Annotated in this window: 2 protein-coding genes; both read left to right on the forward strand. The window is 54.5% G+C overall.

What is annotated here, in order from left to right; translation table 11 throughout:
* Positions 1-71 precede the first annotated feature (71 nt).
* Entirely contained in the window at positions 72-7,583 is a 7,512-nt protein-coding gene (locus ACQKPA_RS29280) for an SDR family NAD(P)-dependent oxidoreductase (protein ID WP_427495909.1), read from the forward strand.
* On the forward strand, positions 7,580-11,755 hold the full coding sequence (locus ACQKPA_RS29285) for an amino acid adenylation domain-containing protein (protein ID WP_427495910.1): 4,176 nt from the start codon (positions 7,580-7,582) through the stop codon (positions 11,753-11,755). Before ACQKPA_RS29280 ends, ACQKPA_RS29285 begins: the two co-directional genes overlap by 4 nt.

The raw sequence follows: 11,755 nt of genomic DNA on the forward strand, positions 1-11,755 counted from the left end.
TGACGTTAACGATATACCAAAAGTACAAAATCATTTTACGACCCTACTTTGGGAGTAAAGGAGGCAGCGGAATGGATGTCCGATCGTCGCTTATGTTTAGCGAACTTATGGACGCTTGGGCTAAAAGAAGCCCCAGCGAACGAGCATTAGTTTTTCTGGAAAATGGGGAGGACGAAACAGCGGTCTTAAGTTACTCCGATCTTCATGAAAGAGCTAAAGTAATCGCAAGGCATCTTAAGGATCGTGGACTCAATGGAGAGCGTATCATGTTGTTGTTCCCTTCAGGTGCCGACTATGTAGCCGCTCTTCTGGGTTGCATCTATTCCGGAGCTATCGCTGTACCGGCCTATCCGCCCAGAAACAATTATCATGCTAGACGTATAGCCGTCATTGCCAGAGATTCGGGCGCTCGTACAGCGCTTGCTCTATCCCACCATTGCGCCGATATTTCAAACAGATTGAAGATGCTTGAGGAGAACTGGGCTGGCGATGTAATTCCACTGCATGAGGTGGAGGAACCGGCAACCGGATGGATCAATGAGGAATTGACAAAGGATCATGTTGCTTACCTCCAATATACTTCAGGTTCAACGGGAGATCCCAAGGGGGTCATGGTACGTCAGGGTAATTTAGTCCATAACTGCAGTATATATCAAAAAGCTATGGATCTTCCGGAGGGAATGGTTCAAGTTTCTTGGCTCCCGATATTCCACGACCTGGGCCTTGTTCAAGGCATTATACTCCCACTTATATTGGGCGGAACTTCCGTGTTTATGCCTCCGGTTTCTTTCATAGAACACCCTGTACGATGGCTGCGCGCAATCGACCGTTACCAAGGGGAGCATACCGCCGCTCCTAACTTCGCTTACGACCTCTGCATTCACAAAATTTCAGACGATGAAATATCCGATCTGAACCTCAGCTCTTTACGTTATGCCATTAACGGCGCAGAACCTATATCCTATGATACATTAAACGCTTTTGCGGAAAAATTCAGACCTTGTGGCTACCGTGCAGGCACCATATTCGGTGGATACGGTCTTGCCGAAGCGACGCTCTTTGTCACCTTCGGGAAAACCGATCGCGAAAATCCTTCTTTGCTGCTGAGTAAACCTGCTTTGGAAAAAGATCAGGTAGACTTGTGTACGGATGCCGAATCCGATGGCTGGCGCTTGGTATCTTCAGGCATCGTGCTTGAAGATCCGTTGGTCCGAATTGTGAATCCGGAGACGGGAATGGAGTGCGGAAAGCATGAAATCGGTGAAATATGGCTGGCCGGCAGCAGTATATGCGCAGGCTACTGGAACAGACCGGTTTCCACCGAGGAGACGTTTCACGCCCAGCTGGCCGGCGACGACAGCAATACGAAATATCTTCGAACAGGCGACTTAGGTTTTATTCTGGATGGCGAGCTGTACATAACAGGCCGATTGAAAGATCTGATTATTATTCGTGGCTCGAATCATTACCCGCAAGATATCGAGAAGACCGTCGAGGAGGTCAGTCCGGAGCTTCGAAAAGGCGGTTGGGGTGCGGCGTTTACCGTATTGAAAGAAGGCGTCCAGAAGCTTGTTGTCGTCCAGGAAGTGGAGAGAGTCGCTCGGAAGCGAATTAACACGTCCGTTACCGGCAGAGCGGCAGCTTCGGCAGTGGCCGAGGCTCATGGCATTGACCTCGACATAATCGTATTCGTACAGACGGGGAGCATCCCGAAGACGTCGAGCGGAAAAATTCAGCGTAAAATCTGCAAGGAAATGTTCGAAAACGGATCACTTAAAGAGATTGGCCGCTGGGAGCGAGCGGATCACATTGATTTAAAAGGGAAGGGCTTAACCTCGCACATGAGCCTGCATCCGACACAGGCCACCTACTCCGAAGTCATGTTCTCGTTAAAGCAAATCGCAGCCGGCTTAACAGGAATGGCACCCGAAGAGATTCCTCCAGATCTGCCATTTTCGGCTATGGGGCTTAATTCGATTCAGGTAGTCGAACTCGTGGCGTCGGCAGGGGCGGCTTGGGGAGTTTCGATCCCGTCAACTATCGCGTTCGAATATCCGACTTTGGCCAGCCTGAGCGAATATTTGCTGGGGGTAAGCAAACCCGGCATGACGGATACGCAGCGAGATGAACCGATTGCAATCGTAGGTTTAGACTGCCGGTTTCCCGGAGCGGATGGAGCTGAAGCATTTTGGGAGCTGCTTACTTGCGGAGCCGAAGCGATTCGGGAGGTTACGGAAGAACGGCAACGCCTCACCGGTTTTGCTTCGGGAGAAGATGCATCGTACCGATGGTTTGGCCAGCTGGATGATATTGATCGCTTTGATGCGGCGTTGTTCGGGATCTCTCCAAGGGAGGCCGAGAGTATGGATCCCCAGCAACGCATATTGCTGGAGACGGCATGGAGAGCGCTGGAATCCGCCAATATTGCACCGGACAGCCTGGCCGGAACGAACACGGGCGTTTTTATCGGAATCAGCAGCAACGATTATTTTCGGCTTCAATTGGAGCATACCGGGGAACGAGCAGCTTACATGGGCACAGGCAACGCACTTAGTGTGGCAGCGAATCGGATATCCTATTGTCTCGGGCTTCAAGGGGTGAGCTTGGCTATCGATACCGCGTGCTCCTCATCTCTCGTCGCGGTACATCAAGCATGCCGGAGCCTCGCATCCGGAGAAAGCCACCTTGCTGTTGCCGGAGGCGTCAATCTCATTCTGTCCGATGCTTACAGCCAAATATTCACGCAGGCTACGATGATTTCACCAACAGGACGATGTCATACCTTCGATGAGCAAGCGGACGGATATGTCCGTGGTGAAGGGGCAGGGGTACTAGTACTGAAGCGCCTATCGGACGCCCGCAGGGACGGAAATCGGATTCTGGCCGTTATTCGGGGCTCCGCAGTCAATCAAGACGGGTACAGCAATGGCCTAACGGCTCCAAACGGACATGCTCAGCAGCGGGTAGTCAATATGGCCCTGCAGCGAGCGGGAATACCCGGACATACCATCGGTTACGTTGAAACCCATGGCACGGGAACGCCGCTAGGCGATCCGATTGAGATTCGTTCACTGCGTGCTGTGTTGGACATCTCTGACGAAACCGAGGCTACGCCTTGCTGGCTCGGAGCGGTGAAGACCAATATCGGTCATCTGGAATCCGCATCAGGAATCGCAGGGCTTATAAAGACGGTGCTTGTTCTGCAGCATCGACTGATTCCTCCCAATCGCAATTTCCGTCAATTGAATCCGCATATCGATCTTGAAGAAAGCAGATTTCGTCTTCCAACCGGTCCGCAGGAGTGGAAGCTGCCGGCCGGGCATTCGTATCGTGCAGGAGTCAGCTCGTTCGGATTTGGCGGAACAAATGCTCACATAATACTGGAAGGTTATGAGCCGGATGCAGCGGAATTGGAGGCAATGCAGCCCATGGACGGACAAAGCGTACTGCTGACGTTGTCCGCCCGCAGCGAGAGCAGTCTGCGCGAGCTCGCGCTGCAATATGCCAATCGATTGGATTCTATTGAGGATGACAACATGCTGCCATCGATATGCCTGGCAGCGAATACCGGACGTGCCCGTTTGCCGATGAGGGTGGCTGTTACGGGTAAGAGCAGGGGGCAACTAGCAGGCCTGCTTAAAGATTACGCCGCCGGGCAAACCCATCCTGACATTTCCGTAGGGATGGCCAAGCATCGTCCGAAAATTGCCTTCCTTTTTTCCGGACAAGGCTCGCAATATATCGGAATGGGTCGGGACCTATACGCAAAGGAACAAGTGTTTAAAGAATCAATGGACCACTGCATCGAAGCGTCTGCTGATTTACTGAACGTGCCCCTGTTCGAGGTTCTGTTTGGCTCCCAAGACCATCTTCTTGATGATACGCAGTATGCCCAACCTGCACTGGCAGCTCTCCAAATGGCTCTTGTTGATCTATGGCGGAGCTGGGGCATAGAGCCAGACGTCGTCGTTGGACACAGCATAGGTGAATATGCTGCGGCCTACGCGGCAGGCATGCTTGATCGGAATACGGTGATGCGATTAGTCATTGAACGTGGGAGACTGATGGGGACTGTACCAGGGCACGGATCAATGATTTCAGTACACGCCGGGGCTGCCGATATCCAAGAAGCGCTCGGTTCATTGTGGCCCGCTGTTGACGTTGCCGCTCACAACTCGCCTAACCAATTGGTCTTGTCCGGCGATCAAGAGCTGATTCGAGATGCAGCCCGAACGCTTGAGAACAGCGATATTCAGTTAGTGAAGCTCCGTACGAGCCATGCCTTTCATTCCCGTCTGATGGAGCCTGTGCTTGAGCCGTTTCGCGCTACTCTGGAAGGAGTTGAATGGAACGAACCGCGAGTGCAACTGGTGCTTACCGGCAATGCCAGTGGGGAGAAGCCAGGCACCGATTACTGGGTGGATCAGATTCGCCAACCGGTACACTTTCACGAAGCAATGCTACAGCTTGAAACGCTGAAGGTGGATATTTTCGTTGAGATTGGTCCCGGGCAGACATTAACCAGACTGGGACAACGATGCATATCGGGGGGAGTATGGCTTTCAAGCCTTCCTAAAGTGGCGGCAGAGCCGGATCATTTGCAGGCGTGTTTGGGACAGCTGTTCGTACAAGGCGCTCCGGTATCCTTTAAGCCGAAAAAATCACCGATGAACATGCCGCAGGCTTCATTGCCGCTGTATCCTTTTGAACGCAAGAAATACTGGTTTAACCGTGAGGAGGGCCGGAGTCTGACAAGCCACGGAAGCCGGCTAAACGAAGGGGGTTACCCTTTGATTGGACGGAGCATGGATATAGCCCTAGAACATATTTGCTGTTATACCAACGCTCTTCCGGAGGCTACCTCGCGGTATTTGCTCGACCACCGTGTGGGAGATCAGAGCATCATGCCTGCAGCGGGTTATATCAGCATGATGCTGGCTGCTGTCCGCTATTCAGGATGGACAAGGGAACGTCAGCTTGTTGCGGTGCGAGATCTTCGGTTCCATCGTCCCCTGAGTTTGATTGCCGAAGGGGTGGAGGTCCAGACGGTTCTCCAGCGCCATGATGTATTGGATATGGAATGGGCCGTCCGAGTCCTGTCAAGGGATTCCCGCGACGGCGAATGGCAGACCCATGCAACCGGCACGATTTCAAAAATGGTACGTGAACCAGCAGCCTGTTCGGAAGAGGAGACGCCGGGACATCCGCCTGGTGCCAGTGGACTCACGGTTAGTCCCCCAACCGGCTTCCTGTCAATCGGGAATCAATCTTCGCCAGAGGCTGCGGGTATTATACGTGAATTTTATGACAACTGGAGGCGGCGCGGCATTGCCTATGAAACAGGCTTTCAGGCTGTCGAGTCTCTAAAACTTAAGGGAGATCGGATATTTGGTGAGATTCGCCTGCCGTCTCATGTGCCGGAGCTGTCCGGAACAATTCACCCGGTTCTGCTTGACGCTGCATTTCAGTTGCTGGGAGCTTTGCTCCTAGCATCCGAGGAGAACAGAGGGGCTGTTCCGCTTCCTGCCCGCTTGGACGCTTTGAATGTTTATGAGAGTGAATATACAACCAACACTTCGTTTGAAGTGGAAGGAAATTTACGTAAGAATGCGGCAAATGGCGATGAGCTGATTGCAGATATTACACTGCGCCATAAGAACGGAAATATCGCCGTAGAAGTGGTCGGCCTAACCGCTCAATGGACTGATATAAGCGCATTTAGAGGAAACATACCTGCCGAGCTACCATACTATTCCCCAGCATGGGAAGAAGTCTTATTGCCTTTCGGACATGAGGCTGTCATAGAGAACAAGGATTTGTCAACAGAACTATGGATCTACCCTGCATATGCCGAAGGCATGGTGAAGGTTTTGACGTCGGAAGGTGGTGCTGCTTCCCGTTATCATATCGTACTCGGGCACAAAAACAGGCAGCTCTCCGATCATTGCTGGGAAGTGGTGTACCAAGACGCCACAATATGGCCTGAGCTCGTTAACTGGCTTCCGCAAACGCTCGGTCGCATCTGGTTCCTTGGCGGAATGCACCATGCGGAACAGTCTTGGGAAGATATTCAAACATTGTCCTCCCATGAGCAGCAAGGGGTGATCACGTTGTTCCGGCTGCTTCGGGCGTTATCGCTGAATGGATACAGGGAAAAGGAGCTGATCATTCGGAGCGTAACCAACGGCGTATATTCGGTGGAGCCAGGGGAGGCGGCACAGCCTTTAGGGGCGGGTATTGCCGGCTTGTCCAAAACGGCTAATCGCGAATATTCGAAATGGTCGCTTTACCACCTGGATCTGGACCGGGACATTTTGGAACAGGATGAGCCAACGCTTCGGGATTGGATAAAGCCGTTGAATGATATCATGTCAGATCTGGCACTACGCCAAGGTCTGCCCTACCAGCGGATATTAAAGCCGACCGGGCCCAAAGCTTCTGGGAATCTCAACCTCCGCGAACAAGGGGTGTACCTCATTTTCGGCGGTTCGGGAGGCATTAGTCGCTCCCTGTCTGTATATTTGGCACAGAAGGTGAAGGCGAGATTGGTGCTCGCGGGACGTTCGCCCTCCGGACGAAAACAAGGGGAGCAGATCCAAGAGATTGTATCTGCTGGCGGAGAAGCGATCTACGTTCAGTCCGACGTGACCCAATTGGAAGATATTCGGCTTGCCGTAGCGCGGGCAAAAGAAACATTTGGGGCGATTCACGGGATCATTCATGCAGCAGTCGTCCTCCGCGATAAGTCCATGGACAACATGGATGAAGAGATGTTGCTTGAGGTGCTTGAACCGAAGGTGGCCGGGAGCGCGCAACTATTCAAGGCGGCGCAAAATGAAGAGCTGGATTTTCTAATATATTTCTCGTCAGCTCAATCATTTTTCGGAAATGCCGGTCAGGCGAACTATGCCGCAGGCAGCACCTTCCAGGATGCGGTTGCCCGGTCGGCGTCAGGGCGTGTCCGTTTTGATGTCAAGTCCGTGAATTGGGGCTACTGGAGCGAGATCGGAGTTGCGTCGGACGAGCACTATCGGAAGCGGCTTAAAAATCAAGGGGTTGACGGCATCACACCAGCAGAGGGCATACAGGCCTTCAGTCCCCTTTTGAAAATAGACGGAGAGCAGGTCGTGATCATCAAGGCTGAACCTCATATATTGGCCCAAATGGGCGTCATCACAGAGACAATTGAGATGAAAAGGGAAAATATCCCTTCACTAATCCCTGCTATAGAGCTTGCTCAACTGCCGGAAGAAGCGCTAATCCTTGCCGTTCTCCATGGACTAAGGGATTTGATTGGCTCGGTGCTGCGCATCGATGCACATCGCGAACTTGCCTCGAATGAAAGGCTTATGGAGCTCAAACTGACCTCTCTTGGTATAGATTCTTTGATGGCGATGGAGCTTCGTAATCAGATTCGCTCCTGGGTTGGTGTAGATATACCGGCACATTTATTTATCGGGGGGAGCGAAGTGTCCGAGGTGGTAGAGATGATTCGCCAAAAGCTGCTGCTGCTATTGTTGAGCAGGAAGAGCGAAGCGTATTTCGGGGATGCGGATGAGGAATTGGAGGAGTTTGTGTTATGAAATTGACGGATTTCCTGCAAATGCTTCAATCAAAAGGCATTCAAGTGAGCTGCCGAGAGGGAGCACTTAAGATACATGCCCCTAAAGGGGTGCTCACTCCGGAAATTAAACAGGAGTTGGCGACATACAAGACCGAATTGCTGACGCTGCTGCAGTCCACAGAAGAGGCTAAGCTGCCTGTCTGCCAACCAAAGCCGGAGGAATGGCATGAGCCTTTCCCCCTATCGGATTTGCAGCTTGGCTTCTACATGGCGGACAATCCTTTTATGGAGTTTCATGTGCGGCCGCACTACTACACGGAGAAGGATGTCGAGGAGCTTGATATTCCCCGTTATGAAGTTGCTTGGAACAAGGCACTGGACCGCCACCGCAATGAAATTGTGACCGTTCAGCGGAACGGGATGTTGGGAGCTGTTCAGCATCCGGCTCCGGTAAGCTGCCGTGTACACGATCTAAGGGGACTCCCTTATGACGAAGTGATCAAGAGCCTGGTGGACACCCGGGCCCAAATGATGCGCAGCGAATTACCGATTGAACGGTGGCCATGGATCGATCTTACGGTCAGCCTGTGGAGCGAAGAGGGGAGACAGCGGGCTAGGATTCATTATAATCATAACAATTTCTTCTGGGACGGTTACGGGACCCATCAGCTCCTTGAGGAAGTCGACCGCTATTATCGGGAACCTGATCTCCAGCTTCCTGAGCTTCAATTAAGCTATCGGGATGCGGTAATGGCACTGGAAGAGTTGGCCCATTCTCCTCAAGGGGAGAAGGCACGCCGATATTGGGAAGAGCGATTGCCGCTTTTGCCTGAGCCCCCATCGCTGCCGATTCGTCGAGAGATGAACCGCCGCTGCCGTTCACGGCTTCATCGGCGGGAAATATTCATCGATCGTGACGAGTGGGCACAATTCAAGTCTCATGCGCGCAGCTTCGGGATAACGCCTTCAAATGCGATTTTTTCGGCTTATGCTGAGATCATCTCCGCGTGGAGCAACAGCAGGCATTTTATCCTGAGCAACATGATGACCCGGCGATTGAATATCCATCCTGATATTCGGCATATTCTCGGGAATTTTGCTTCGCTGTATCCACTTGAAATTGACTTTCGCGCCGAAGATACGTTTATCGACAGAGCCCGCCGAGTTCAAGAGCAGGTTATCCAGGATGCGCGTCACCTCGAATGGGGCGGCATGCAAGTGATGCAAGCTTTCAACAGGCTGCGCGGCGGCTTTGGACAAGCTCCGATTCCGTTTGTCATCGGCAGCGGTTTGTTCATGGAAGGATTTAAGCGCCCTGATTTTAGTTGTCTGGAAACGTCCCAGGTCATGCTGGATCACCAATTTTGGGAGCTGGATGACGGTAGGCTCTATTATGTGTTTGATACGTTGGAGGATTTTTTCCCGGAAGGGCTCATTGATGCAATAGAAGCGGCTTACGCTTCACTCGTCCGAATGCTGGCCGTTGAAAGGGAAGCCTGGAAGCAGCTGCACTTCTCCGTTATACCGGATCGTCAGCTGGACATACGGAAACAGCCTAAGGAGGAAGAAACGTTACCCGCGGTGCGCATGGAGCATTGGATGCTTCGGGCGGCTTCTGATAGTACAGACCGGACCGCAGCCATCTCGGCAGAAGGAAGGCTTACGTACGGAGAACTTACAGCGGGAAGCGGCCGGATCGCCACCGCGCTTCAAGCGGCGGGCGCCGGACGAGGCGATTCGGTTGCGGTCGTTGCAGACCGGGGGGCGTCCTTACTCCGGGCGGTGTACGGTGTACTGCAGGCGGGATCGGCCTACGTGCCGATCGATCCACGCCTGCCCGAGGAGCGTCGCAATTACCTGCTTGCGAACAGTGGGGCCGAACTGGTGCTGGCTGAGCCGCGGTACTTGGCCGATCTGGCATGGCCAGGGGATCTTCTCGTGCTGCCGATCGGCGGCAGGGACGGTAGTGAAGGTAGCGAAGGGGTTGTAACCGTACAAACGGATGTAACCGTTACAGATCTGGCCTACATTATCTATACCTCAGGCTCTACCGGTCTGCCGAAGGGGGTCATGATTGACCACCGGGGAGCGGCAAATACGATTCTGGACGTGAACGAGCGCTTTGGCGTCGGACCGGAAGACCGCCTGTTCGGGGTATCCTCCTTCGGCTTTGACCTCTCCGTCTACGATATGTTCGGGGCGGCAGCAGCCGGCGCGGCAGTCGTATACCCACATCCGGAGCAAGCGCTGAACCCGGCGCATTGGCTGGACCGGATGATCGAGGAGGGGGTCACCATATGGAATTCGGCACCTCCGCTGGCGGTGTTACTGGCCGAGGCGGCGCAGGACCGCGGGGTCGAGCTGCCGGCGCTTCGTCTGGTGCTTCTGAGTGGGGACTGGATTCCGCTCGACCTGCCGGCACGGCTGCGCCGGGTGGCGCCTAAGGCGAAGCTGGTCAGTCTGGGCGGAGCTACGGAAGCGTCGATCTGGTCGATCCTGTATGAGATCGGAGACGTAAATCCGTCTTGGAGCAGCATCCCGTACGGGTATCCGATGAAGAATCAGAGCTGGCACATCCTGGACGAGTGGGGGCGTCCAGCACCGGAGTGGGTGGCCGGTGAGCTGTATATCGGAGGCATCGGCCTGGCTCAAGGCTATTGGAGGGATGAGGAAAAGACGAAGGCAAGCTTCATTACTCATCCGGACACCGGGGAGCGCATCTATCGGACCGGGGATATTGGGCGCTATTTGCCGGGCGGGGTGATCGAGTTTCTGGGACGGAAGGATTCGCAGGTGAAGCTGCAAGGGCACCGAATTGAGCTGGGAGAGATCGAAGCGGTTCTGGCCGGGTACCCGGGAGTCCAGGCGTCCGTGGCGCATGTGCAGCAAGGAGAGCGGGGAGCCGAGCTGGTGGCGTATGTCATTCCGGTGGCGGGAGTGACCCTGGACGTGGAGGAGCTGCGGCGCTGGGCGGGCCGCAAGCTTCCGGATTACATGGTTCCACGCCTGATCGCCTGGCTGGACCATCTGCCGCTGAATGCAAACGGGAAGATCGACCGGAAGGCGTTGCCGCGAATCGAGGAATCTAAGAGGCCGAAGGAAGCCCAGCTTCGCGACGAGCCGATGGACAAGTGGGAAACAGAGCTGCTGGATATCTGGCAGCAAGTGCTGAAGCTGGACTCGATTGCGGTGAGCGATGATTTCTTTGACCTCGGCGGCCAATCGTTTGAGGCGGTGCGCATGGTCGGGCTTATCGCAGAGCGGCTCGGGCAGACACTGTCGCTGGGCGACATCTGGGAGGAGCGGACGATTATCGGGCTGGCGTCACGGCTGCGGAGCGAGGAAGCGGAACCAGGGAAGGCAGAACGCACTCGCTGCCTCGTGCCGATGCAGGAAGAAGGCCAGGGAACCCCGATCTACTTGGTGCACCCGGCGGGAGGTCATGTCATGTGTTATGGGGAGCTCGGCAAGCGGCTTAATCGGCCAGTGCTGGCCTTTCAAGCTCCCGGGGTCGATGGCCGGGAGGCGCCGCTCCAGACGATCCCGGACATGGCGAATCGATATGTTGAGCTGCTGAACGCCCGTCAGCCAGAGGGACCGGTGATTGTGGGAGGCTGGTCCTCGGGCGGACTGATCGCCTACGAGATGGCGGTGCAGCTGCAGGAGCAGGGACGGCAGGTGGAAGGTGTAATCATCGTGGACAGTCCGGCGCCGCTGGTGCATGAACCGATCGAGGAAGCGGAGCTGTTCAAGTGGTTCCTGGGGGACTTGAACCTGCCGGAAGCGGTGTATGAGCAGGTGGCGGCCATCGACTGGACCGGGGATGCCCCGATGGCTCGGGTAGCGGCGTGGACGAAGGAGGCCGTGGGTTTGGATGCCGAGCAGTTGGAGACGATCTACGGTGTGTTCCGCGGTATCGTTCAGGGCAGCCGATCCTACCATGCTGCATCGACGCCAGTCGATATGCTGGTTCTGCGGGCAAGAGACGGGGAAGTCAGCGAATTCGTCGCTCATCCGTACCGGGAAGCAGCGGATTGGGGCTGGAAGCGCGTGACAGCAGGCCATGTGGATGGCAAGTTCCTGCCAGGGACGCATTATACGCTGCTGGCATCAGATGTCGCTCGTGTGGTAGCTGAGCAAGTGGAACAGTGGATTCATCGGATTCACGCTCACTCAAGGATATTGAACTAA

This window comes from Paenibacillus sp. NPDC093718, from assembly GCF_050279985.1.
Taxonomy (GTDB): Bacteria; Bacillota; Bacilli; order Paenibacillales; family Paenibacillaceae; genus Paenibacillus_AQ.